General features: G+C 58.6%; 20 protein-coding genes. 6 read left to right on the top strand and 14 right to left on the bottom strand.

The annotated features are described in order from the left end of the window. Positions 1–48: 48 nt before the first annotated feature. Together HX793_RS18410 and aqpZ are read left to right on the top strand one after the other, a co-directional pair. Positions 49–1,881: an ABC transporter ATP-binding protein gene (locus HX793_RS18410; RefSeq protein WP_177094470.1), complete on the top strand. Its 1,833-nt coding sequence runs from the start codon at positions 49–51 to the stop codon at positions 1,879–1,881. Between the two features lie 232 nt (positions 1,882–2,113). Continuing rightward, positions 2,114–2,815 carry an aquaporin Z gene (aqpZ, locus tag HX793_RS18415; protein WP_177059441.1) on the top strand — a complete coding sequence of 234 codons (702 nt, stop codon included), beginning with the start codon at positions 2,114–2,116 and terminating at the stop codon, positions 2,813–2,815. Positions 2,816–2,871: 56 nt separating this feature from the next. On the opposite strand, the gene HX793_RS18420 is transcribed toward aqpZ, so the two are convergent. The 3 genes from HX793_RS18420 to HX793_RS18430 form a co-directional block, all read right to left on the bottom strand. Further along, complete coding sequence (locus HX793_RS18420; protein ID WP_016979349.1) at positions 2,872–3,120, bottom strand: BrnA antitoxin family protein; 249 nt, start codon at positions 3,118–3,120, stop codon at positions 2,872–2,874. After that, positions 3,098–3,376: a BrnT family toxin gene (locus tag HX793_RS18425; RefSeq protein WP_016979348.1), complete on the bottom strand. Its 279-nt coding sequence runs from the start codon at positions 3,374–3,376 to the stop codon at positions 3,098–3,100. Before HX793_RS18425 ends, HX793_RS18420 begins: the two co-directional genes overlap by 23 nt. Positions 3,377–3,453: 77 nt before the next feature. Beyond that, a complete protein-coding gene (locus HX793_RS18430) occupies positions 3,454–4,578 on the bottom strand; it encodes a GNAT family N-acetyltransferase (RefSeq protein ID WP_177094473.1) in 1,125 nt (374 codons plus the stop codon). A gap of 283 nt (positions 4,579–4,861) precedes the next feature. On the opposite strand from HX793_RS18430, the gene HX793_RS18435 reads away from it, so the two are divergent. Then, entirely contained in the window at positions 4,862–6,184 is a 1,323-nt protein-coding gene (locus tag HX793_RS18435; protein ID WP_016979346.1) for a putative porin, read from the top strand. A gap of 107 nt (positions 6,185–6,291) precedes the next feature. Here the strand turns inward: HX793_RS18435 and HX793_RS18440 are convergent, their stop codons facing one another. The 5 genes from HX793_RS18440 to aceK form a co-directional block, all read right to left on the bottom strand. Then, positions 6,292–6,537, bottom strand: a complete 246-nt coding sequence (locus HX793_RS18440) for an anti-sigma factor family protein (RefSeq protein ID WP_016979345.1) — start codon at positions 6,535–6,537, stop codon at positions 6,292–6,294. Next, positions 6,531–7,145: an RNA polymerase sigma factor gene (locus HX793_RS18445; protein WP_177059437.1), complete on the bottom strand. Its 615-nt coding sequence runs from the start codon at positions 7,143–7,145 to the stop codon at positions 6,531–6,533. The genes HX793_RS18440 and HX793_RS18445 overlap by 7 nt, the downstream gene beginning before the upstream one ends. A gap of 17 nt (positions 7,146–7,162) precedes the next feature. Then, positions 7,163–8,284: a beta-ketoacyl-ACP synthase III gene (locus tag HX793_RS18450; protein WP_177094475.1), complete on the bottom strand. Its 1,122-nt coding sequence runs from the start codon at positions 8,282–8,284 to the stop codon at positions 7,163–7,165. 327 nt (positions 8,285–8,611) lie between these two features. Continuing rightward, positions 8,612–12,523, bottom strand: a complete 3,912-nt coding sequence (gene hrpA, locus HX793_RS18455) for an ATP-dependent RNA helicase HrpA (protein ID WP_177094476.1) — start codon at positions 12,521–12,523, stop codon at positions 8,612–8,614. A 71-nt stretch (positions 12,524–12,594) separates the two neighbouring features. After that, entirely contained in the window at positions 12,595–14,310 is a 1,716-nt protein-coding gene (gene aceK, locus HX793_RS18460) for a bifunctional isocitrate dehydrogenase kinase/phosphatase (protein ID WP_177059433.1), read from the bottom strand. 404 nt (positions 14,311–14,714) lie between these two features. Here aceK and HX793_RS18465 point away from each other — a divergent pair, with 404 nt between their 5' ends. Together HX793_RS18465 and HX793_RS18470 are read left to right on the top strand one after the other, a co-directional pair. Then, positions 14,715–16,325, top strand: a complete 1,611-nt coding sequence (locus tag HX793_RS18465; RefSeq protein ID WP_438810852.1) for a methyl-accepting chemotaxis protein — start codon at positions 14,715–14,717, stop codon at positions 16,323–16,325. A gap of 52 nt (positions 16,326–16,377) precedes the next feature. Continuing rightward, positions 16,378–17,265 (top strand): DMT family transporter, encoded by an 888-nt coding sequence (locus HX793_RS18470; RefSeq protein WP_177059431.1) that lies wholly within the window; start codon positions 16,378–16,380, stop codon positions 17,263–17,265. Positions 17,266–17,340: 75 nt separating this feature from the next. On the opposite strand, the gene HX793_RS18475 is transcribed toward HX793_RS18470, so the two are convergent. Beyond that, positions 17,341–18,201 carry a DMT family transporter gene (locus tag HX793_RS18475; protein WP_177059430.1) on the bottom strand — a complete coding sequence of 287 codons (861 nt, stop codon included), beginning with the start codon at positions 18,199–18,201 and terminating at the stop codon, positions 17,341–17,343. A gap of 409 nt (positions 18,202–18,610) precedes the next feature. On the opposite strand from HX793_RS18475, the gene HX793_RS18480 reads away from it, so the two are divergent. Further along, positions 18,611–19,399 (top strand): CPBP family intramembrane glutamic endopeptidase, encoded by a 789-nt coding sequence (locus tag HX793_RS18480; protein WP_177052453.1) that lies wholly within the window; start codon positions 18,611–18,613, stop codon positions 19,397–19,399. A 56-nt stretch (positions 19,400–19,455) separates the two neighbouring features. Here the strand turns inward: HX793_RS18480 and HX793_RS18485 are convergent, their stop codons facing one another. From HX793_RS18485 to HX793_RS18505, 5 genes are all read right to left on the bottom strand, one after another. Next, a complete protein-coding gene (locus tag HX793_RS18485) occupies positions 19,456–20,409 on the bottom strand; it encodes a class I SAM-dependent methyltransferase (protein ID WP_177052452.1) in 954 nt (317 codons plus the stop codon). 221 nt (positions 20,410–20,630) lie between these two features. Next, positions 20,631–22,211 (bottom strand): GMC oxidoreductase, encoded by a 1,581-nt coding sequence (locus HX793_RS31575; RefSeq protein ID WP_177052451.1) that lies wholly within the window; start codon positions 22,209–22,211, stop codon positions 20,631–20,633. After that, positions 22,201–23,484 carry an NAD-dependent epimerase/dehydratase family protein gene (locus HX793_RS18495; protein WP_177052450.1) on the bottom strand — a complete coding sequence of 428 codons (1,284 nt, stop codon included), beginning with the start codon at positions 23,482–23,484 and terminating at the stop codon, positions 22,201–22,203. The genes HX793_RS31575 and HX793_RS18495 overlap by 11 nt, the downstream gene beginning before the upstream one ends. A gap of 2 nt (positions 23,485–23,486) precedes the next feature. Then, a complete protein-coding gene (locus tag HX793_RS18500; protein ID WP_177052449.1) occupies positions 23,487–23,894 on the bottom strand; it encodes a GtrA family protein in 408 nt (135 codons plus the stop codon). Then, positions 23,891–24,682 carry a class I SAM-dependent methyltransferase gene (locus HX793_RS18505; RefSeq protein ID WP_256348310.1) on the bottom strand — a complete coding sequence of 264 codons (792 nt, stop codon included), beginning with the start codon at positions 24,680–24,682 and terminating at the stop codon, positions 23,891–23,893. Before HX793_RS18505 ends, HX793_RS18500 begins: the two co-directional genes overlap by 4 nt. Between the last annotated feature and the right edge of the window lie 67 nt (positions 24,683–24,749).

Genomic DNA, 24,749 nt, shown 5'->3' on the forward strand with positions numbered 1-24,749 from the left:
CCGCGCGCGCATTTGAAAGGAGAGCCCGCCCCGCGGGCGTCAACCCTAATGCTCTATCGTCGTTTTGAACAACTGATCGATATTTTCCGCGACGCCCCCAGCGAAGCCCCGCCCGACAAAGTCTTGCCCTTCTACCTCTACTACCTGCGCCAGGTGTGGCCGCATTTCGCCGCCTTGCTGGTGGTGGGCCTGATCGGGGCGCTGATCGAAGTCGCGCTGTTCAGCTACCTGAGTCGCATCATCGACCTGGCTCAGGGCACGCCGCCGGCCAACTTCTTCCAAGTGCACAGCACCGAGCTGATCTGGATGGCCGTGGTCGCCCTGCTGCTGCGCCCGATTTTCGGTGCCCTGCATGACCTGCTGGTGCACCAGACCATCAGCCCCGGCATGACCAGCCTGATCCGCTGGCAGAACCACAGCTACGTGCTCAAGCAGAGCCTGAACTTCTTCCAGAACGACTTCGCCGGGCGTATTGCCCAGCGCATCATGCAAACCGGCAACTCCCTGCGCGACTCTGCCGTGGCGGCAGTGGATGCGATCTGGCACGTGGCGATCTACGCCATCAGCTCCTTGGTGCTGTTTGCCGAAGCTGATTGGCGCCTGATGATCCCGCTGGTGACCTGGATCATTTGCTACAGCCTGGCGCTGCGCTATTTCGTGCCACGGGTGAAGGAGCGCTCGGTGATTTCCTCCGAAGCGCGCTCCAAATTGATGGGTCGCATCGTCGACGGCTACACCAACATCACCACCTTGAAGCTGTTCGCCCATACCCGTTATGAGCAGGAATACGCCAAGGAAGCGATCATCGAGCAAACCGAAAAAACCCAGCTGGCCAGCCGCGTCGTTACCAGCATGGACATCGTGATCACCACCATGAACGGCCTGCTGATCGTCACCACCACCGGCCTGGCCCTGTGGTTGTGGACGCAGTCGCTGATCTCGGTGGGCGCGATTGCCCTGGCCACGGGTTTGGTGATCCGTATCGTCAACATGTCCGGCTGGATCATGTGGGTGGTCAACGGCATTTTCGAGAACATCGGCCAGGTGCAGGACGGCCTGAAGACCATCGCCCAGCCACTCGCCGTGATCGACCGCGACAACGCCCCGCGCCTGAGCGTGCCACGGGGCGAAGTGCGTTTCGAACAGGTGGACTTCCACTACGGCAAGAAGAGCGGAATCATTGGCGGCCTGAACCTTGAGATCAAGGCCGGTGAAAAGATCGGCCTGATCGGGCCGTCGGGTGCCGGCAAGTCGACGTTGGTCAACCTGCTGCTACGCCTGTACGACCTGCAAGGCGGACGCATCCTGATCGATGGCCAGAACATCGCCGACGTGGCCCAGGAATCCTTGCGCGAACAGATCGGCATGATCACCCAAGACACTTCATTGCTGCACCGTTCGATCCGCGACAACCTGCTGTACGGCAAGCCCGACGCCACCGACGAAGAACTCTGGGCCTCCGTGCACAAGGCGCGTGCCGATGAGTTCATCCCGCTGCTGTCGGACTCCGAAGGCCGTACCGGGCTGGATGCGCATGTCGGTGAGCGCGGGGTGAAGCTCTCTGGCGGGCAACGTCAACGTATCGCCATTGCCCGCGTGCTGCTCAAGGACGCACCGATCCTGATCATGGACGAAGCCACCTCCGCGCTGGATTCGGAAGTGGAAGCGGCCATCCAGGAGAGCCTGGAAACCCTGATGCAAGGCAAGACGGTGATTGCGATCGCGCACCGGTTGTCGACCATTGCACGGATGGACCGCCTGGTGGTGCTTGAGAAAGGCCAGATTGCCGAGAGCGGCAGCCACGCCGAGTTGCTGGCCCATGGCGGACTGTATGCGCGGTTGTGGCAGCACCAGACCGGAGGTTTTGTCGGCATCGACTAACCCCTCTCACTGTAGGAGCGAGCTTGCTCGCGAAAAACGTCAACGATAACGATAACGCGGGCAGTCTGGTTTTAAGTGGCGTCCTGGCGTTCTTCGCGAGCAAGCTCGCTCCTACACTTTTGCCGCAATCCTGCTGTAATCAGTGCAGTGCCCAGAGGGGCGCTGAAGTAAATCTGCAAGGAGCATCACTGATTTACGGATCCGGTAGAGCGATCTATCAAGGACGGGTTGCATGTCTTTGTTCAAGCGTTCAATCACAGAGGGGCTAGGTACATTTTGGTTGGTGTTGGGCGGTTGTGGGAGTGCGGTGCTGGCCGCAGCGTTCCCTGCAGTCGGGATCGGGTTGTTGGGTGTGTCCCTGGCATTCGGGCTCACGGTGCTGACCATGGCCTTCGCCATCGGGCACATCAGCGGCTGCCACCTCAACCCGGCCGTGTCAGTGGGGTTGGTGGTAGGCGGACGATTTCCTGCCAGGGAACTGCCCGCGTACATCGTGGCGCAGGTGGTCGGCGGTACGATCGCCGCTGCGTTGCTGTATTTCATTGCCAGCGGCAAACCGGGGTTCGAACTGGCATCGGGCCTGGCGTCCAACGGTTATGGCGAGCATTCGCCGGGCGGTTATTCGATGGCCGCGGGCTTTGTCAGTGAGCTGGTGATGACCGCCATGTTCGTGGTGATCATCCTCGGCGCCACCGATCGCCGTGCCCCGCCGGGCCTTGCACCCATCGCCATCGGCTTGGCGCTGACACTCATCCACCTGATCTCCATTCCCGTGACCAACACCTCGGTCAACCCGGCGCGCAGTACCGGCCCTGCCCTGATCGTCGGCGGGTGGGCGATCCAGCAGTTGTGGATGTTCTGGCTCGCGCCGATCCTTGGCGCGTTAATCGGTGGGGTTACCTATCGATGGCTTGGCAAGGAAGAGCAGGGCTGACGCAACAGGGGTTCAGCCCTGCCGATAAGGCAGGGCTGCCCATTTCGGGCGACCTTTCACCCTTGATGGGCCTGCATGTACTGGCGCAATAGCTGGTTGATACGCGTCTGGTAACCAGATCCCTGACCTTTGAACCACTCCAGTACATCAGCATCCAGCCGAATAGTGACCGCCTGCTTTACTGGAACACGTAACTCAGCACGCCGGAAAAAATCGGCATCCAGCTCAGGGATATCGCTGGTATCGATCTCTTTATCATTCATCTTGGCCAAGCGCTCCCAATCAGTTTTCGATGTTTGCGTCATAATATTTGGCCTCCTTCTTGGTTGCTTTTCGGGCGGAGATGATACGGATCACATCACCACATCGTTCGGTGTATACGACCACACCTATTAACAATTTGATCCAGCCAATACTAATCCAACGCTCCTCGCCATAATCCGCTCGATCATCGCGTAAGGCCAGCATTGGGTGCCTAAAGATATCCGGGACGTCATTGAAATCGATGCCGTGCTTAACAATATTGGCGTTATTTTTGGATTCATCCCACTCAAATAACATGGCACATCCTGTATGTACCTTTGTACATACAGGATAACGATTTCAGTCTTGGTTTGAAGCGCCGCCAGACCAGTGGTTCAGCCCTGCCGATAAGGCAGAGCTGCCCTCGCTTCCTGCGCATACGCCACAATCCCCACCCGCTCACGCTCCAAAAAATCCTCCACGGCACTCTTCAACCCCGGATGGCGCAGATAATGCCATGACCGTGTAATCACCGGTTCAAACCCACGAATCAGCTTGTGCTCGCCCTGTGCCCCCGCGTCGAAGCGTTGCAGGCCGTGGGCGATGGCGTAGTCCATGCCCTGGTAGAAGCAGGTTTCGAAGTGCAGACGATCGAACTCTGCCAGGCAGCCCCAGTAGCGGCCGTAGAAGCTGTCGTCGCCGATCAGGCTGAAGGCCATGGCCACCGGGCGAGTGCCTTGTTTGGCCAGGACCACGCGAATCGCTTCGGGCATGCGCTCGGCCAGCAGGCTGAAGAACGCGCGGGTCAGGTACGGGGATTGGCGGCGGATGGCGTAGGTGTTGGCATAGCAGGCGTAGACAAAATCCCACTGGGCTTCGCTCAGCTCATGGCCTTGCAGCCACTCGAAGTCGATGCCCTGCCCCGCCACTTGTTCGCGCTCTTTACGCATCTGTTTACGTTTGCGTGAACTCAGCGCATCAAGAAAATCCTGGAAGTCTCGATAACCCCGATTCTGCCAGTGAAACTGACAACCCAAACGCTGCAGCCAGCCCGGTTGTTGGGCCAGCGCCGCATCGGCCAATTCGTTGGTGAAGTTGATGTGGGCACTGGAGAGCCCTTCGATTTCCAGGTAACCCGGCAGACTTTTCAGCAGCTCAAAACCATCCTCTGCACTCGCCGCCAACAGGCGTGGCCCACTGACCGGGCTGAACGGCACGGCGGTCAGCAGCTTAGGGTAATACTCAATGCCAGCCCGCTCACAGGCATCCGCCCAACCGTGATCAAACACGTATTCGCCATAGGAATGCCACTTGCGATAACTGGGCAGTGCCGCCACCAGCCGATCACCTTCCCAATGCAACAAATGCTCCGGCTGCCAGCCCGATTGCGGGCCCAGGCTGGCGCTGTCTTCCAATGCGCTCAGAAAGGCGTGCCGTACGAACGGCTGGGCCTGTGGCACCAGCGCATCCCAGGCTTGCGGGGCGATCTCGGACAGGCTGTCCAGGCGTTGCAACGGCATCGGCATCCTCACTACTTCAGGGCGTGAAAGCCTGGCGAGTATCGCTGATTGCCGGCCTTGGCACACCCCTGTTTCGCGCGACAAGGCTCTAAACCAATAGTTCCGAACGTGAAAAATTTGTCATCTAGATGACATCACTTCGCCACTGCGCCGTCATAAACGATCGTGATACTGACGCCTGTTTTTAGAGCGCCTGGTTCTACCCGGCGGCTATTTTTCCGTCCGTCATCGGTCGGTTGTGTCCTGGATGGTTTGCCATCCCTCCTCACTTTCGGAGATTGATATGCGTCTTGCTTCCACTAAAACTGCGGCGGTCCTGTGCGGCGGCCTGTTACTGGCCCTGAGCGTTCCGGCCAGCGCTGCAGTCGACGCTAAATTGCTCGACATGCTCAAGGCCAACGGCCAAATCACCAATGCCCAGTACAGCGAACTGCAAGCTGAACTGGCACGGGACCAGAAAGAGCAGCAGATCGCACGGCAAGCTCAACAAGAGACCAACGAACAGATCGCGGCCACCGCGAAGAAAACCAACGAGCTGAGCAGCTTCGACCAGAAGCTGGCCTGGGCGGCCAAGACTCAGTTCAAGGGTGACGTACGTTTCCGTCAGGAAACCGTGAAAATTCAGGGCGAATCCAACAACGGCGGCCGCGACAAGGACCGTCAGCGCATCCGTGCTCGCCTGGGCGCTTACACCGAGATCAACTCGCAAGTCGACACCGGCATCCGTATCGCCACCGGCAGCAGCGACGATGCGCGCTCGACCAACCAGGACCAGGACAACTACTTCGACAAGAAATCGATCTGGCTGGACCTTGGCTACATCGACTACCACCCGGACCAGATCAAGAACCTGCACGTGATCGGCGGCAAGATGCTGCAACCGTGGGTGAACATGGGCGACGTCATCTGGGATAGCGACATCAACCCTGAAGGCCTGGCACTGACCTACAAATACCCTCTGGGTAGCAGCGCCGAGCTGTTCGGTAGCATCGGTAACTACAACCTCAAGGACAACGTCGACGGCGACGGCGTGCAATTCCGCCACGACCTGCGCCTGACCTCTGGCCAGTTGGGGACGCGCTTCTCGGTCACCGACAACCTGAAAATGACCTTGGGCGGCAGCGTCTACGCCTACCAGAACGACAAGGACAGCCGTTGCACAACCACCACCACGCCTTGCGCACTGGCGGTCAACGGCAACTCGGCCGACAACCAGTTCCGCCTGTATGAAGGCTTTGCCCAAGCCGACATCGGCGGCCTGGCAGTACCGCTGGCGTTCTACGGCCAGTACGTGAAAAATAACGACGCCGTGACCGACCAGGACACTGCCTGGCTGATCGGCGCCAAGTCGAAAGTGTTCGGTTTCAATCTGGACTACAACTATCGCGACATTCAGCGTAATGCCGTGGTGGGTGCCTTCACCGACTCGGACTTCGCCAACGGCACCACCGGTTCGCGCGGTCACAAGATGAAGGTCAGCTACGACATCGACAAGAACTTCGCGCTCGGTGCTACCTACTTCCTGACCAAGGCCGACTACGCCAGCCGCACCCAGCGTGACGCCAACACCAACACCCTGCAGTTGGACGCAGAAGCCAAGTTCTAAAGGTAAGTGTTAAAAACCTTGGGCCAGGACGGCCCGAGGTAGCAGCAACAGTCTTGCGTGGGTGGAACGGTCCCCATCATCCGTCCGGTCCCCCCATGCGAGCCTGATTATTCCCCGCCTTTGTGATCCTTGAGTCGCTCTTGCGCCAACCGCTGCGCCAAGGCCTCCACACCCTCTACCGGCTCATCCGGCATTATCTTCAGCGTCGCCTGCATCAGGCGCATCTGGCGGATAAACCGGCGGCAGTTCGGGCAGAACATCAAGTGATGACGCACCAGCAGACGCTCGCGAAAGGTCAATTGCCCATCGAGATAGTCACTGGAACGTGCCACTTGTTCTTTACAGGTCAACATTCGCCCGTTTCCTCAAAATGCTCCACCGTGGCGAAGACTTTAAGCCGTGCTCGATGCAACAGCACACGGACATTGGAGAGCGACAGCGTCAGAAGATTACAGATCTCTTCCAACTCCAACCCCTGGCGCTCACGCAGCACCAGCACGCTGCTCTGCAACTCAGACAGACTCAGCAACGTATGCTCCAGGCATTTACGCAGTTCATCCTCGGTCAGCAGGGCTTCCGGAGTGTCCTGGTGCCAGGCGTAGGGGGCGACGGCCCAATGACCATCGTCGGGGGTGAAGCGATCATCACCAATAGTGCCATGGGGCGAAGGCAGGTCGTCGAGCAACACTTCGCGACGATTCTGCTTATAGCGCCCCTTGGCGGCGTTGGCGGTGATGGTCAGCAGCCAGGTCTTGAGGCTGGAACGCCCTTCGAACTTGGCCAGGTTGCGCACCACCGACAGCCAGGCGTCTTGCACGACTTCGTCGGCGTGACGCTGGCCGACAATGGCATAAGCCACCGCCCGCATGGCGCTCTGGTAAGTGGTGACCAATTCCTTGTAGGCCCGCTGCTCACCCTTGAGCAGGCGTTCAAGCAGGTGCGCGTCGTCCGCTGCTGCCATTCATGACCTCGATTGTCTTAGCGTTTGCGCAGGATCACGCTGCCGATCGAATAGCCCGCGCCAAACGAGCTGAGTACCGCCACGGAGCCCTTGGGCAAATCGTCCTGGTATTTGTGGAACGCAATCACCGAGCCCGCCGAACTGGTATTGGCGTAAGTATCGAGGATCACTGGCGCTTCTTCCACCGAGGCTTCACGGCCCAGCAGTTTCTTCACGATCAGGTGGTTCATGCTCAGGTTGGCCTGGTGCAGCCAGAAGCGCTTCACATCGGCCACGTTCAGCTGGTTTTCTTGCAAATGCACGCCGATCAGCTCGGCCACCATCGGGCAAACATCGCGAAATACCTTGCGGCCTTCCTGTACGAACAGCTTGTCGGGCGCGCCGATGCCTTCTTCCGCCGTGCGGTTGAGGAAGCCAAAATTGTTGCGGATGTTATTCGAGAACTTGGTCAGCAGCTTGGTGCTCACCACATCGAACTGGTGCTCGGAGGTCGCCAGGTCAGCGCGCTCCAGGATCACGGCAGTGGCCGCGTCACCAAAGATGAAGTGGCTGTCACGGTCGCGGAAATTCAGGTGGCCGGTGCAGACTTCCGGATTGACCATCAAAATCGCCCGCGCCTGGCCCAGTTGGATGCTGTTGGCGGCGTTCTGGATGCCGAAGGTGGCCGAGGAACACGCCACGTTCATGTCAAAACCAAACCCTTCGATACCCAGCGCTTCCTGGACTTCAATAGCGATGGCCGGGTAGGCACGCTGCAGGTTGGAGCACGCGACGATCACGCCGTCGATGTCGGCAGCGGTTTTGCCAGCGCGTTGCAGGGCCTGTTCGGCAGCGCCGACGGCCATCTGGCAGAGCACTGACCATTCGTCGTTGCTGCGCTCGGGCAGGCGTGGGGCCATGCGCTGCGGGTCAAGAATGCCATCCTTGTCCATCACGAAGCGGCTCTTGATGCCCGAGGCTTTTTCGATGAAGGCTGCGCTGGATTCGGTCAGCGGTTGCACATCACCGCGCTCGATGGCGGCGGCGTTATCGCTGTTGAACTGATGCACGTAGGCATTGAAAGACTGCACCAGCTCTTCGTTGGAGATGCTGTTGGCCGGGGTGTACAGGCCAGTGCCGCTGATGACGACGTTATGCACGGTCGTTCCTCTAAATCTGTCAGGCAGAAGATATTGGTACCGTCGTACCAAACTGTAAGTAGTTCGATCCCGCCCAGCGGACATCAAACTGGCATCGCTTTATTCCTTCGCGTCGCAGCCCTTCACGACGATCCCGGCATTTATAGGCGCGAAGTTTGCCACAAACCCTGGGATTTGGCGCCATATGCCAGATAAACACCCTCCGGCTTCCCTTGTAGGAGCGAGCTTGCTCGCGAAGAACTCAAGGACGCCGCGGTCGTCCAGACTGCCCGCGTTATCGTTGACGTTTTTCGCGAGCAAGCTCGCTCCTACAGGGGAGGCAGGTCTTCAGGCTTCTACCAGGCTCCATTGCTTGCTCAAGCGCTTGTCGGAAATCGGCACTTTGGTACCCAGTTGCTGGCCAAACAACGACACGCGATATTCCTCCAACCACCAGCGATAGAGTTCCAGCTGAGGGTCGCGCTTGCCTTCCTGGGCATGCTTTTTCAGACGGTTCTCGTACTGCGTCCACAAGCCGGCCAGTTCGCCGCTCCACACCCGATCCTTTTGCACCTGACTCGGCAGTTTCTCCAGGCGCAACTCGATGGCCTTGAGGTAACGCGGCAACTCCTTGAACCACTGCGCCGGGGTTTCCCGCACGAAACCTGGGTACACCAAGTTACTCAGCTGCTGCTTGATGTCGTTCAGGGCCACGGCCTGGGCGAGGTCGATCTTGCCTTTGAAGCGTTTCTGCAGGCCGTGCCACAGTTTCAGCACATCCAGGGTCAGGCGCGCCAGGCGCTCGGCGTGTTCGGTCCAACTGCCGCGCTTGCGCTCGGCCAAAGCGGCCAGGCCTGCGCCATCACGCGGCAGGTTGGCTTCGCCTTCGAGTACACAGGTGTCGAGGCTGGCCAACAGGATGTCTTCCACCAACGCGTCGATGCGGCCCAATTCGCGGTACATCAGACCCAGTTCGGTCAGGCCCGGCAATTTGCCGCGCAGGAATTTCGCCGGTTCTGCCAGTTGTTGCATCAGCAAACGCTGCAAGGCGCGGCGATGCTGGAACTCCGCCTCGGCGGCCGTGGAGAAGCGTCCTTCCTTGACCGTGCCGTTTTCCTCCACCAACGCCGGATACACCGTCATCGACAGCCCGGCGATCTTCTGTTGAGTCTTTTCCGCCACCGCCGCAAACACCTTGGCTTCCACCGGCTGCTGGCTTTTTGCGGTTTGCGGCACGGCCAGCGCGGCCTGGCTGGCCTCGGCAAAACGCGCCGTCAGTTCGGCCAGGTCGCGGCCTTCGCCGAGGAACTTGCCCTGGCCATCGACCACTTCCAGGTTCATCTTCAGGTGGCTTTCCACCTGCTGCGCGGCTTCAGCCCAGGCTTCATCGCTGACCCGCGCCCCGGTCATGCGCAGCAATTCGCGGCCCAGCGCCTGAGGCAACGAGCCCTGGCCAAACTCGATGCGTTGCAGCGCGGCCTTGACGAAGTCCGGCACCGGCACGAAGTTCTTGCGCAATGCCTTGGGCAGGTTACGCACCAGGGCGATGCACTTGGCTTCGATCACCCCCGGCACCAGCCACTCCAGACGCTCCGGCGGCAACGCCGGTAGCAGCGGTGCCGGCACGCGCAGGGTCACACCGTCGCGCGGGTGGTTGGGTTCGAAGTGGTAACTCAAGGCCAGTTCCAGGTCGCCCAGGTGCAGGGTGTCCGGATAATGCGCGGCGGTGACTTCACTGGCTTCACGGGCCAGCACGTCTTCTTCGCGCATGATCAGCAGTTGCGGGTCTTTCTGGCTGTTGATCTTGTACCAACTGTCGAAGGTCGCGGTCTGGTGGATCTCCGCCGGCAAGCGCGCATCGTAGAAGGCGAACAGGGTTTCTTCGTCCGCCAGGATGTCACGGCGGCGCGCCTTGGCTTCCAGTTCGTCGAGCTGTTCCAGCAGTTGCTGGTTGGCAGTGAGGCACTTGGCCCGCGACTGGATCTCGCCACGCACCAGGCCTTCGCGGATAAACAACTCGCGCGACACCACCGGGTCAATCGGCCCGTAATGCACCGGCCTGCGCCCGACCACAATCAGCCCGAACAGGGTGATCTGCTCAAAGGCCACGACCTGTCCGCGCTTCTTCTCCCAATGGGGTTCGAAGTGGTTTTTCTTGATCAGGTGCCCAGCCAGCGGCTCGATCCAGTCGGCGTCGATCTTGGCGACCATGCGCGCATACAGCTTGGTGGTTTCCACCAGTTCGGCGGTCATCAGCCATTGCGGGCGCTTCTTGCCGATGCCCGACGACGGGTGGATCCAGAAGCGGCGCTGGCGTGCGCCGAGGTAATCGCCGTCTTCGGTTTTCTGGCCGATCTGGCTGAGCAAACCGGACAACACCGCCTTGTGCAGTTTCGGGAAATCCGCCGGCTCTTTATTGACGGTCAACTGCATGTCACGGCAGATCAGGCTCAGCTGGCGATGGGAGTCGCGCCACTCGCGCAAACGCAGGTAGTTGAGGAAGTTCTTGCGGCACCAGTTGCGCAGCGGGCTGGCCGTCAGTTCCTGGCGCTGCTCTTCGAAACCGCGCCACAAGTTGACCAACCCAGCGAAGTCAGAATCCGGATCTTTCCACTGTGCATGCGCCTGATCGGCCGCTTGCTGGCGCTCCGGCGGACGCTCGCGCGGGTCCTGAATCGACATGGCGCTGGCGACAATCAGCACTTCCTGCAGGCTGCCGAGCTTGGCGGCCTCCAGCAACATGCGGCCCATGCGCGGGTCCACCGGCAGACGCGCCAACTGACGGCCCAATGGCGTGAGCTGGCTGTTGCGGTCTACCGCCGACAGCTCTTGCAGCAGGTTGAAACCGTCGCTAATGGCCTTGCCGTCCGGCGGCTCGATAAACGGGAAATCGGTGATCTCGCCAAGGCGCAGGTGCAGCATCTGCAGGATCACGGCGGCGAGGTTGGTGCGCAGGATCTCCGGGTCGGTAAATTCCGGACGCCCGATAAAATCCTCTTCGCTGTATAACCGAACGCAGATACCCGGCTCGACCCGGCCGCAACGGCCCTTACGCTGGTTGGCGCTGGCCTGTGAAATCGCCTCGATCGGAAGGCGCTGCACCTTGGCGCGGTAGCTGTAGCGGCTGATGCGCGCGGTGCCGCTGTCGATCACATAACGAATGCCCGGCACGGTCAGCGAGGTTTCTGCGACGTTGGTCGCCAACACCACGCGCCGACCCGGATGGGACTGGAAGATGCGCTGCTGTTCGGCCGGCGACAGGCGCGCATACAGCGGCAGGATCTCGGTGTGCTTGAGCTGGGCCTTGCGCAGCATGTCGGCGGCATCGCGAATTTCGCGCTCGCCCGGCAGGAACACCAGCACATCACCAGGGCTGCGGCGCTCGCTGCGCTCGTAGGCGGCGATTTCATCGAGGGTGGCGAGGATCGCCTGGTCAACGGTCAAGTCGTCCTCGACGCGATTGCCCTCCTCGTCCTGCTCCAGGGTCAACGGGCGATACCAGGTGTCCACCGGGAAAGTACGGCCCGAGACTTCGACAATCGGCGCGTCATCGAAATGCTTGGAAAAACGCTCCAGGTCGATGGTTGCCGAAGTGATGATGACTTTCAGGTCCGGACGACGCGGCAGCAGGGTTTTCAGGTAGCCCAACAGGAAGTCGATGTTCAGGCTACGTTCGTGGGCTTCGTCGACGATGATCGTGTCGTAGCGTTCCAGGTAGCGATCGTTCTGGGTTTCCGCCAGCAGGATACCGTCGGTCATCAGCTTGATCAGGGTGTTGGAATCGCTCTGGTCTTCAAAACGCACCTGATAGCCAACCAGCGCGCCCAAAGGCGTGGCCAACTCTTCCGCCACCCGGCTGGCGACGCTGCGCGCGGCGATCCGGCGTGGTTGGGTGTGGCCGATCAGACCGAATTGGCCACGACCGATTTCCAGGCAGATCTTCGGCAACTGGGTGGTCTTACCCGAGCCGGTCTCACCGGCAATGATCAGCACCTGGTGCTTGTTCAGCGCGGCTTTGATCTCATCACGCTTGGCCGCAATCGGCAGGCTGTCGTCATAACGGATCACCGGCAGGCTGGCACGCCGCGCCGTGACCTGGGCGCAGGACGCCTGCATGCGCGCGACCCACTGCGCCAGCTTTTCCTCGTCAGGCTTCTTGCGCAACTCAAGCAATTGCCGCCGCAAGCGGTGGCGGTCGGCGAGCATGGCGTGATCGAGGGTCTTGAGCAGTTGGTCGATAGTGGGCGCTTGGTCAGTCATCAGGTACGCAAGGGTCGTCTATATATGCAGGGGGCGGATTGTCGCAGAAAACCACCCATAAGCGTGCCCCCTCATTCGTTATCGCGGTCCTTGCGTCGGTACGGGAACACATCAATGACCTTGCCCGCGCGGATCGCCTCCTGAAGGCCTTTCCAGTAATCGGCGTTGTACAACTCGCCATGCAGTTCATCGAACAGCTTGCGCTGGCCGGCGTCGGCGAACAGAAACGGCGGGAACTCCTCGGGGAAAACATCCAGCGGGCCGATGGAGTACCAGGGCTCGGAAGCCATCTCATCCTCGGGGGTACGCGGCGCCGGAATGTGACGAAAGTTGGCTTCGGTGAGAAAGCAGATTTCGTCGTAGTCGTAGAACACCACGCGACCGTGGCGAGTGACGCCGAAGTTTTTCAGCAGCATATCGCCAGGAAAGATGTTGGCCGCCGCCAGTTGTTTGATCGCCAGGCCGTAGTCTTCCAAGGCTTCACGCACCTGGGCGGGGTTGGCGTTGTCGAGGTAGAGGTTGAGCGGGGTCATGCGCCGTTCGGTCCAGCAGTGGCGGATCAACACCGTGTCGCCTTCGACTTCGACGGTGCCAGCGGCGACTTCCAGCAATTCGGCGAGGCATTCGGGCTCGAACTTGCTCAAGGGAAAACGGAAGTCAGCGAACTCCTGGGTGTCGGCCATGCGCCCGACCCGGTCGACACTTTTGACCAGGCGGTACTTCTCGATCACCGTGGCGCGGTTGACGTTTTTCGACGGCGAAAAGCGGTCCTTGATAATTTTGAACACCGTATTGAAACCCGGCAGCGTGAATACACTCATGACCATCCCGCGCACGCCGGGAGCCATGATGAATTGATCGTCGGTGGTCGCCAGGTGGTTGATCAAGGCCCGGTAGAACTCTGACTTGCCGTGCTTGTAGAAACCGATCGAGGTATACAGCTCAGCGATGTGCTTGCCCGGCAGGATGCGCTTGAGAAAACCGACAAATTCCGCCGGCACCGGCACATCCACCATGAAGTAGGAACGGGTGAACGAGAAGATGATCGACACGTCGGCTTCGTCGGTGATCAGTGCGTCGATCTGGATGCCCTGCCCTTCACGGTGCAGCAGTGGGATCACCAGTGGCCATTGTTCGTCGCGGGTGTAGATACGCCCTACAAGGTAGGCGCCTTTATTGCGGTAGAGCACCGAGGAAAACAGCTCGACCTTGAGGTCCGGGTCCTTGCACACCCAGTCCGGTAGGTTTTCCCGCAGTTGGGTCTCGAGGCGGCGCAGGTCGCCGGCCAGGTCGGCGTAAGGCTCGCTGAAACGGTAGTCGGCAAAGACCTGCGCGAGCATCTCCGGGATTTTCCCGGCGGGGGTGTAGGTACGCGTCTGCGCGGCCCGCGCCCGGCGCAGGCTGGGTCGGGTGGTGTGGATGAACATGCAGCCGTCGCTGATCAGGTCGTGGCTGAACAGCCCGCAGAAGATCGAGTTGTACCAGGTCTCGGAGAGTTCATCATCGAAACGCAGGTCGATCAGACCGATGTAGGCGCTTTTCACCACGGGCCACTGGTCAACATCGAGTAATGCTCCGTCATCAAAGCTACTGCGCAAACGCGCAATCACTTCACTGACCTTTTCTTCATAGAGGTTGATCCGCGCCGCCGATGCCGCCTGCCCCTGCTGCCACTGGGCCTTTTCGAAACGCTCACGGGCGCCGTCAGTGATCTGGCGGAAGTGCTCACGGTAATCATCGAAACCATCGAGGATCATCTGGGCGACAGCGAGGGCGGATTGCGACATGCGGGAAACCTCTACGGGCATCTGGAAGCCCTGAGCTTAGCCAGTGTACGAGAGCAGGAGAAGGGTCATTTCTTGCACTGCCTTGTACAACTTCGTTCATTTCGTACATTTATTTTCAATTTTTTTAATTCGACCATTCGGTCAATAAACGCACCCTGAAGTCTCGCTGCGTTTTACCCGCACGCCTTCAATGGCGGGGCTTGGCAGGTTGAAGCCGGAAAACCGCGCGCAGCTCCGGCGGCGATCATCGCACAGGGCTTTGGATCCAACTAAGGGAAACCCTGATTACCACGCTGATGGCACTTTGATATATAGCGCGCCCTCTCCCACCCTAACAAGGTCCAAAGACCGATCCGGGAACAGGTTCTAATCGCCCAAGGAGCATTGAGATGTCATTGAGGAACATGAGGATCGGTCTGCGTGCCAGTCTGAGTTTTGGGGTTTTGGCCAGCTTGCTGGTGATCGTCGGGATGTTTGGGCTGGGCCAGATGGCCAAGTTGCGGCAGAGCGCACTGGTTATCGAAGAATCGTGGATGCCGAGTATCGAGAACATCCACGACAGCGCGGCCTTCGTGGCCAGCATCCGCCTGGAGGCGTTGCGCCTGGCGACCACCGACGAATCGCGGATACGCGACAACAGCAAGGCCCTGATCACCCGCCAACGCACCGAGCTGCAAACCTTGCTGGACCATCACAAAACCCTGCTCAGCGGCGATGAAGAACGCGAGATGCTCAAGCAACTCGAAGGCAACGTGAATGCCTACCTGACCCTCGTCGGACAGATCGTTGCCCTGGTGGACAAGGACCAGCAACAGGACGCCATCGACCTGCTCAACAGCCGCCTCGCACCACAAGGCGTGATCCTCAACAAAAGCCTGGAGGACATGATCACCTTCAACCAGAGCGGTGTGGAAACCGCTGTTGACTCCGCCGCACAGACCTATACCAGCGCGCAGTGGATTGTCGGTTCGATCATTGTGTTCGCGCTGATTGCCACCTTGCTGCTGGCCTGGCTACTGACCCGCAGCATCACCGCCCCCCTCGGCCAGGCCCTGATCGTGGCCCGCACCATCGCCGGTGGCGACTTGAGCCAGCCGATCGCGGTCAGCGGCAAGGACGAACCGGCTCAATTGCTCACGGCCCTGGCCACCATGCAGGCGCAGTTGCAAGGCACCATCCGTGGCATCAGCGAGTCGGCGCAGCAACTGGCTTCTGCGGCCGAAGAGATGAGTTCGGTGATGGAACAAAGCACCCGTGGCCTGCAAGCGCAGAACGACGAGATCGAACAGGCCGCCACCGCCGTGACCGAAATGAGCGCGGCGGTGGATGAAGTAGCGGGCAATGCGGTGTCCAGCGCCGAAGCGTCCCAGGCCTCCGACGAGGACAGCAAGCACGGCCACTACCAGATCAGCGAAACCATCAGCTCGATCCAGAACCTGGTGGACGAGGTGCTCGGCGCGTCGAACAAGGCCGAAGGCCTGGCCGTACAGGCCCAGGACATCAGCAAGGTGCTGGAGGTGATCCGTGGCATCGCCGGGCAGACCAACCTGCTGGCGCTCAACGCCGCCATTGAAGCGGCCCGCGCGGGCGAGGCCGGGCGTGGTTTTGCGGTAGTGGCCGATGAAGTGCGCTCCCTGGCGCAGCGCACCCAGGACTCCACCGAAGAAATCGAGCAGATGATCACCGGTATCCAGCAGGGCACCCAAGACACGGTCGAAGCCCTGAACAGCAGCGCCGAACATGCCGGCCAGACCCTGCAACGCGCCAACAGCGCCGGCAGTGCCCTGGAGAAAATCACCGCGGCCATCTCGCAGATCAGCCAGCGCAACCTGGTGATCGCCAGCGCCGCCGAGCAGCAGGCACTGGTAGCACGCGACGTGGACCGCAGCCTGGTGAACATTCGCGACCTGTCCACCCAAACCGCTGCTGGCGCCACCCAGACGTCGGCGGCCAGCCAGGAACTGTCGCGCCTGGCGGTGGACCTGAATGGGCTGGTGACGCGGTTTGTCCTGTAATCATTGGAAATGTCATGCAACACTCGCGGGCTTATTGAGGTAGGAGTGTTGTGTGAGACCTGTCGACAGCCTGTATTTATTGGGACTCGCCGCCATTTGGGGGGCGAGTTTCCTGTTCATGCGCATCATCGCGCCCCAGATCGGCACCGTGCCGACGGCGTTTTTCCGCGTGTCGATCGCCGCCGCCGGGTTGCTGGTGATTTTGGCGATGATGCGCGTGAGCTGGGATTTCCAGGGCAAGTTCAAGACGGTGTTGCTATTGGGGGTCATCAACTCCGGGATCCCGGCGACCATGTACTCAGTGGCGGCCCAGGTGTTGCCGGCGGGTTACTCAGCGATCTTCAACGCCACCACGCCGTTGATGGGTGTGTTGATCGGCGGGCTGTTTTTCAGCGAGCGCCTGACGCCGTCAAAAATTGCCGGCGTGTGCCTGGGCTTGTTCGGTGTGGGTGTACTGACCCGCGCCGGGCCGGTGGCGTTTGACCTGGAATTGTTGATGGGTGCGCTGGCCTGTTTGCTGGCGACCACCTGTTATGGCTTTGCCGGGTTCCTGGCGCGGCGCTGGTTGGATCAGCGCGGTGGTTTGGACAGTCGCCTCTCTGCGTTGGGCAGCATGCTCGGCGCGACGTTATTTCTGTTGCCGTTCTTCGCCTACAGCGCGATCAGCCAGCCGCCTGCGAGTTGGGGTGGGTGGCAGGTGTGGTTGTCGTTGCTGGGGTTGGGGCTGGTGTGTACGGCGTTTGCCTACATTCTTTACTTCCGGTTGCTGACGTCCATCGGGCCGGTGAAGTCGATGACCGTGACCTTCATGATCCCGCCGTTCGGCGTGCTGTGGGGTGCGCTGCTGCTGGATGAGCCGTTATCGATGGCGCACCTGTATGGCGGGGTGTTGATTGCAGGGGCGTTGTGGTTGGTGTTGCGGCCGAAAAGAATCCTGTAGGAGCCCGCTTGCGGGCGATGGCGATCTTCTAAACGCCATCGCCGGCAAGCCGGGCTCCTACAGGGTGCGGTTGTGTCAGGTCTTACGGAAGACGAAAACCAGGCCGATGATGATCAACCCCATTCCCATCAGGCTCAACATCGCGAGCCTGTTGCCGAAGATCAGGTAATCCATCACCGCCGTCACCGCCGGCACCAGGTAAAACAGACTGGTGACATTCACCAGGTTACCTCGGGCGATCAGGCGGTACAGCAACAGGGTGGCCAGCAACGACACCACCAGCCCCATCCACAGCACCGGCAGGTAGAAACCGCTGCCGTGTTCGAAGTGGAACGGTTGGAACGGCACGAATACCGAACACAGCAGCAACCCCGCCAGGTACTGCACCGGCAACGTGCCCAGGGGGTTGTCGGTGATGCGCTTCTGCATGATCGAGCCGAAGGTCATGCTGGCTAGGGCCAATAACCCGAAGAGCATCCCTGCCAACGACATGCCGGACAAGCCGATACCCTGGTAAACCACCATGATCAGCCCCGCCAACCCCAGCGCCAGGCCAAAAAGACGGCTCAACGAACGCTGGCGCTCCATCAACACCACGGTAAGGATCGGCTGCACGCCCATGATGGTGGCCATCACGCCGGGAGTGACTTTCAGGTCCAAGGCCAACAGGTAGAAAATCTGATAGGCCCCCAACAGCACCAGCCCGGTTGCCGCTGCATACAGCATGGGCTTGCCGGGACGCGGCAGTTTTAATTTGAGGATGGGAATGAGCACTGCCAGGCCCGCGAGAGCGATGGCAAAGCGAATCAACAGAAACGCGAAGGGTGAGGCGTGAGCCAGGCCCCATTTGGAGAAGATCGCCCCGCTGCTCCACAGCAGGACAAACAGGCTCGTCGAGGCCGCCGCGGCCACGGATTGTTTCGAAAGAACAGACATGGATACCACCTGTCATCAGGCAAAAAAGCCGACTCAGCGTTTGCTGAAATTCAGTAGATTTTTTGGGGCAGGCAGAGGGAAACCAGCGACTCGCTGATCAGCCCGAAATGCCAACACCCGGCGGTGATACGACTGCGTACACCGGCGTGCTACTGACAGGTGGGGGGTAGTGACTGATCTGTGCAGGCTGCTTGTTCGCGCACGGCACGACCGCAGCGTTGACCGCTGAATCGACTACCGCTGTGCGCAGAGAAGCTGGCATGGGTTGATCTTGTGTGAGGGGATGAAGAGGCTTGGACTATAACCAGCCGGTGACAGGTTTTGCAATCACCCTGAATGGAGGCGTTTTCATGTGGGCCCTACCGGACGGGTCGCTATAATACCGCCCAGATTTTTCCAAGGACTCCTCATGATCGCATTGCCCTGGCTGTACCTGGCGCTCCTTTCCATCGGCTATCTGCTGGCCTTGATCTACGGGCAACTGGGGGTGCTGGCGGGCGTGTCCGTCGCACTGCTGCTGATCGCCGGTTACGCCGTACGCCAGCAACGCACACCCTGGGCGCGCTACCTCGGCCACGGGTTGTTTATCGTCTTGGCCCTGAGCCTGGCGATGCACTGGTTGCCGGGTTTCTACAACGGCCGCGGGATTGATCCTCAGCGATTTACCCCTGACGCCGTGCCGTTCTCGATGTACCTGAATCAGGACAAACCGCTGATTGGCTTCTGGCTGCTGCTGGCCTGCCCGTGGATTGTGGCACGACGCTCGTTGCGTTTGTCGATCTGCGTGGCCGCCCTGGCACTGACCTTGACTGCCGTTGTTGCGCTCGGTGGAGCAGTGCTGCTGGGGATCACTCACTGGGCCCCAAAATGGCCCGAGCAATCGTGGTTATGGGTACTGAACAACTTACTGTTGGTCACGCTGGTGGAAGAGGCGTTGTTTCGCGGGTACGTACAGGGAGGGCTAAGCCGACGATTTAAGCATTTGTCGTATGGCGACAACCTAGCGCTGCTGCTGGCCTCGTTGCTGTTTGGACTGGTGCACCTGGGTGCGGGCTGGCAGTGGACGTTACTGGCAACCATCGCAGGGGTGGGGTATGGGTTGGCGTATCGGTTTGGTGGGTTGGGGGCAGCGGTTATGACGCATTTTGGGGTGAATTTGGTGCATTTTGGGTTGTTTGTTTATCCGATGTTGGAGTGACGGAAAACGTGGGGGCAGTCTCCTCAGCCCCCCCATTAATTACGAGACGTTGAAATTCACTCAAGCTCGGCCGAATCGTAGGACCTGTACAACCACGCGGGTTTTTTACCCTTATCAACCCCGGTCTTCCTGGCCCGTATAAAAATATACTGACCGAGATCGTGTTCTCGATATTTTATTAAATGCCCGAACTTATCCGGATCGAGGTAGGAGCCGGTAGCATTATCGTGTACATCGGCGGTGAAAATCTCGTCGATAGTGAACCCGAGGTACGTTAGTAGATTATAGAGTTCGTGCTTGTTGTATTCCCGATTATGGCGCCCATAAGGTCCATAGCCACTGTAAGGGTCGTACAAGTTGGCACCGACAATCATGCGTGCGACGTTCTCGATGCGATTGACATTAGGCGTAGTCAACACCAGCGTTCCGTCATCTCGAAGAACACGCTTTATCTGCCGGAGTACAGCGCAGGGATCGTTTAGCAAATGCTCGATAATTTCACAAAACAGTACGATATCGAGTGAACCTGATTCAAAAGGGAAGGCATCTTCTTCGATATTGAAATGCGAGTACGTCAGGTCGACATGCGTTTTCTTATCCAGCGCCCCAAACTCGCTCATGTACACGCGCTGATGGGCATCGCCCTTGGGGATCTGGTCACCAAAATAATTGCCAAGGCGCCAATCAATCGGCGTGAACTGCTTCAACAACATTGTCGTGAAATAAGGATTTCCGCCCAACTCTAGCCCAGTCAAATTGCCAGTCGCGCTCGACGTCGCTCGCTGAACCAAACCAAAGGTATGAACAAACCGCTCAAAATCCTGAGTACAGTAACTGGCAATCGAATCGGGAGCATCAGCGACACGCACAGTTTTTAACCAATCGAACAATTCTTGTCTCGATACTCCCTTGGGAAGAGGAAGCGGTGGTCGGAGCGGAAATGAATCGAGCGTATAAGCAGGGCTTTCGTCTGCACCAAGAGCTGCGGCTTTGGTCTTGAAAAACATCATGATCCCTCATTGTTTAACAGCGAATCGAATAATAGGCTCCGAACGCATTCAGCCCGGAATGCTAGCACAATGGCCTTTCGCGCTTAGTGATAATTCAGGCCCGCTTGGTTACAACTTGCACAGTTCGTCGCAGCAGCATTTTGGATGGTATCGACTGCCGTTGAGATACTCACAAACCTGTTATCAGCTTCAATTGTTACAAGGACCCTGTTTTTATGCTTTCAAGCCTGCTGCAGTTGCGTTACCACTGAACGCGCGATCCGGTCCGCATTCGCCATGATGGTCAGCGTATGGGACTTCTCAGTAAGCGTGGGCAGGCAGGCAGCGTCAACCACATGTACACCACACAACCCCTCTACCTCTCCGAAACTATCCGTCTGCCCTACTCGTGGCTTAGAGCGCATAGGGAGCGTTCCAGCGTAGTGAATATCGGCTCCAGGCTTACCCACAGTGAAGCTCATTGGCATCAGGATTGCGCCCATTTTCCAATAAATTCGACGCAGTGTTGATTCGGCTGCTTCCATGAGTGCAGGTATTTCCGGCTTCACACCACCGCTGATCTTCAGAAAACCATCCGGACATAATACCGCTGTGTTACTGGACAGGTTGCCGGGCAGGAATATATTGCCTACAAGGCAGGAACTCAGCAGGTTTTTCAGCAACTCAATGCTGGAGCGCTTACTCATGGGAACCCGGCTGACAAACTCCGTCATTGGGAGGCCGGTGGTGCTGAAGGTCGAACCAAAGGCTGTTGTAGTGGCGTTCAACTCCAGCGCAAAAGAGAGTTGGCCAAGGCCAAACCCTGGCGCCCGTGGGCTGCCTAAGAGTCTCGGTAGCCATAGCAGGAAAGCAGCAGTTGGCGATGACAGCAATGGCAATGGGGCTGAATGATTCAGTTGCTTGAGCACGAGCCTCGTCGTGGCCAACGTGCCCGCCGCCAGGAGCAGTCGTTTACCTGAGAAGCGTCGGGTAGAGCGAACATCGGTGACAGTCCAGGAGCCGTCTTGTTGGAGAAAGTCACCCACCAGAAAGTTTTGCACATGATGAAACCCAGGGTATTGCTTGAGCTTTGGCAGTTCCAACGAAGCGCTGTACAAGGCCTGATTCTGACACTTCCACAAGCAGTTCCCTGACAGGTCACAGGCCTGACGCCCATCAAGAGGCTCACTCAGGGCCGCGACCCTGGAGCGCCCAAGCCGAAACCCCAGGCCGGGAAATGCCTTTCGGTGTCGATTGTAGTTATCAAGCATTCGCTGATGTAGCCTATCCAACGGCAATGGCGGCTGTGACCAGTTATCTAAACCAAAGTAGCCCGACAAATCATCGCTGGCTTGGCCACTGATACCTATCCGCCTGGAAACCGTTTCGTAGGATTTTTCCAGCTCAACATAATCAATGCAGGCCTCGGAAAACTCGCTGGCAGGCAGCCTTGCGACGCCACACCCCCAGGCGTTCGACAAACCACCTGTTGCCAGGGAACCGATGCCGATGAAGTTTTCGGATTCAATGCGATTGCTTGCGCTGAAGCCTTGAAAGACATGGGCATGGGTGGGCGTCTTGAGCTTGGGTGAAACCGCATCCAGCTGATTCAATGCATGAAAGTTTTCGCCAATCATCCACTTCCACTGTTGCTCATCGTTCGCCCTGCTAACGAGAAACGGACGCTGTGGCGCGGCCAAAGATCCAGGATCGCTCTGGGCATCGACCATCAGCACTTTAAGACCGGCCTTGACCAACGGGTAGGCAGCCGAAGTTCCAGCCGGGCCACTGCCGACAATAATCACATCAAATTCAGGCTTCACGCGGGTTTCCACTTTCTAGAAACAACTGACAGGCAAAGGGCCGTAACAAAACACTCGCCATCATCCAGGCGAACTCTTTGATCGTAGTCCCTCCCAATGCAAGCAATGTAACAATGAGGCCACGCTGGCGCAGTGTGCCGAGAAACGCTTGCGCCCCCTGAGGACTGGCTTCAGCGATGCCGAGTGCAACTTGAAGCCGCCAGGCCAACCCCTCGCCGCGGGCCGACTTCAGAACGGTTTGATTGTCGAGAAGTGTCAGCAGTATCGGCCAGCGCCTCAACAGGCAAGAGGCAACAGCCGGCCTGCTTTTCCCGGCGCGCTCAAGCACCCTCACGTACCGACGAACCAGGCTTGCATGCGGTGCTTTTTTCAGCAAGTAGCTCAGGAGCACAACCGCTTCCTGAAGAAGCTGACGCCGACGCCCCCGGCCAGATCGATGCATCCCATACGCCATAGGACGCAACACCCTACCCAATCGCTCGAGGGAGTCTGCACTGTCCATTGAAGGCAGTTCAATAAGCGAAAAAATGCGCTGAAGTCCTAACTTTGCACTCAAAGAGTGCCCGAGTACCCGCACCAGCAATCGGAGGAGTACTACCGGGACGGGGATTGGAAGGCGAACGGCACGGACGCGATCTGACGCGATTGTTTTCAGAAAAAGATGAAAGGAAACAGGCTGCACAGCGCCCAGATTGAATAAGTCGCCACGAATATCCGGCAGCTCAACCAGGGTCAATATGGAGGCGGCAAGGTCGTCGACATGGATGGGCTGAACGCGAGGTGCCGGCACGAATACGGGAATAAACGGCACTCTACGAACCAGCGTTGTCAGCACTCCGAAGAGGCCCCGTTCGGGGCCGCCATAAACTTGCCCTGGCCGGACGACAACACCGCCTGCAGCCAGGACATCACGCTCTATACGCCACTTGGTCTGCCCATAAACGCTGGGGGCCGCAGCATCAGCGGTTTGGCTGGAAATGAAGATGAACCTTGCTTGGGCCTCATAAGCGCTGCGGATAAGCATTTGAGCCGCACGGACTTCATCATCCGGGCTGATCTGGGCGCCCGTCGAGGTATCGGCAGCCAGATGAATAAACACCTGGATGCCCGGCGGGAAAACTGGCACAGGCTCTGACAAATCGTAAGGGCACCACAGGTAGGCCTTGGAGCACGGCTGGCGCGTCGCCCCAATGACTTCATGGCCCTCCGACCGGGCAAGAGACGCCAATTGCGAGCCAATGTAACCGGTTGCGCCGGTAATAAGCAGCTTCATCGCTATTGGCCTTGCATGTGATCAGAGGGGGCAGGATCGTATTGCTTGGAACGAAAAACGAATAGCTTGCTGATCCAGTAAGTCATGAGCACACAGACCACATCAGAAGCAAACTTCACAGGGGTTGGGTTATCGACAAAAAACAAACCAATCCCCAACAAAGCAGACGCCACCGGAATGTTGATCGCCAGTAGAGAGAAATACCGAAGCGCCTGGACTTTACCGCTGGATCCCGTGGACTGGAATGTGAAATGCCGGTGCAGGAAGAACGCAAATACACCGGCGACACCCTTGCCGGCAATATTAGCCAACACCGCATGATCACTGAATAAGCAAAGCAGTAGCAAAAAGGTGCCCATATCCAGCGCATAGGCTAACACTTGAATGGTGCCATAACGGACGAAGGTCAAGACTTCCTCCTGATGACCACAATGTGATGAAGCCCAAGTATGCGCTTCAAAGGACTTAGCACCTTCTCCGCGATTTTAATCACTGGGATAAGAAAATCTGGGAGCAGTTGGCGAAAATTAAGCCCCCCCGAAATCAGGTACCGCGGGTAATTGCCGCACACCTCCTGATGAACAATTTCCAGATCAGGGTACTTGAGCTCGAATGTCTTGCGGTCACGGACGAAAACAATGTAGCTGAGGGCCTGATTCGCACCGTTCATCGGGCCCGTGGACGGCGTTTCCCATGACGCAAAGTCCATGTCGAAGCCCTCGGACTTGAACAGGCGCTTATAGAGATATGCCGAAAAAGGACCATAGTAAGGCTCGATTAAAATCGCTCCACCTCCCGGTTTCAAAGTGCGCTGTAGCTCCGTAAAAAACCGATCGGGGTGAGGAAAGTGGTGAAAACAGTTCTGGCCATAAAATGCCCTGACCGAATCATCGTCCAAGCTCATGGCCTCAGCATTCAGCGCCATATCCAGCCGATCGCTGGAGACAACATCAGTGGCCAGTACGTGCGGGTAGGAATTGCGCATAGGTGCAATTCCTGCCCCCAGCTCTATCTCGGAGCCCTTGACCTTGAAGAAGAGCTCCGCGAGGCGATGGAACGAATGATGAAACTCGATAAAAACCTCGCGTAGCATCCGTTTGTTCTCTAGCACCTTCTCGTGCAACTCCATACGCTCAGGACCATCGACATCCAATGTCTTGAGCGATGGATCCGACAAAAAATCCCTCAGTGCCTTCATCAATTTTTTCCCGCAGTGACGTGACGTTACGATGATCGGAATGCCTGAGCCGGTTGACACAAAGCGA

It is taken from the genome of Pseudomonas reactans, assembly GCF_013387025.1.
In the GTDB taxonomy this organism is placed as follows: Bacteria; Pseudomonadota; Gammaproteobacteria; order Pseudomonadales; family Pseudomonadaceae; genus Aquipseudomonas; species Aquipseudomonas reactans.